Source organism: Paludisphaera rhizosphaerae, assembly GCF_011065895.1.
GTDB lineage: Bacteria > Planctomycetota > Planctomycetia > Isosphaerales > Isosphaeraceae > Paludisphaera > Paludisphaera rhizosphaerae.
Genome location: NZ_JAALCR010000095.1, coordinates 1 through 730 on the forward strand (window position 1 = coordinate 1; position 730 = coordinate 730).

2 protein-coding genes are annotated in these 730 nt (G+C 59.5%); both read right to left on the reverse strand.

Going from position 1 to position 730, the window contains the following annotated elements; translation table 11 throughout:
• A partial coding sequence (locus tag G5C50_RS32130; RefSeq protein ID WP_165076179.1) for a hypothetical protein occupies positions 1–226 on the reverse strand: 226 nt, incomplete at its 3' end.
• A gap of 114 nt (positions 227–340) precedes the next feature.
• On the reverse strand, positions 341–730 hold a 390-nt coding region (locus tag G5C50_RS32135; protein WP_206107950.1), incomplete at its 5' end, for a hypothetical protein.

Sequence of the window (730 nt, forward strand, 5' to 3'; positions counted from 1 at the left end):
TCCGGTCCGAGCAGCGGATCCAGACGGGGACGTTGACGAACATCAGCGACTTGTCCTCGTTGTCGCACATCGGGCATTTGAGGGCGACCAGGGCCAGGTCGACTGGGGTCGATTCAACGATCTTCGGGGGCGAGGCGACAACTTGGCAGGGCGGGGCTGTGCGGGCCGCCTGGTGGTCGCTGAGCCGGTCGACGAGGGACTGGATTCGGGCTTCAAGTTGGGTCATGGGTGGCGCCCCTAGGGGTGATTGGTTGCAAACGGGCGCCAGGGTATCTAGACCGGGACCGGTCGGTCAATGGTTGCGGAAAAAATGTGCATGCGCACTTGCGCGATGCGGACATTAGTGAGACTTAGATACCAGCGATATCGGCGAGTCGACCCGGAAAGCCTCCTCCGCCATCTTGTGAAACCGTGAGAACCCAGTCTCGACGTTCGCGGCCCATTGGTCAGGTGTAATCCCTGGCTTAAAGGGTGAATCAGCGGGATCGGGATATACGCGAACAACGAAGCCGCACTGGGAAAAGACCTCAATCGATTCCTTCGGGAGCTCCTCGGGATTCGGAAAGCGTCTCCTGAACTGCCGACGACGCGATTCGAGATACTGTTCCAGCGCCGGATTACCAGCCACGGATTCGGGCATGGTCAGGCTGTACATCCAACCCTCTGGAGTCTTGGATTCATAGGATATCGGGTGGCTCATTACCTTCTCCACGGAACGGGGCGGGGATTG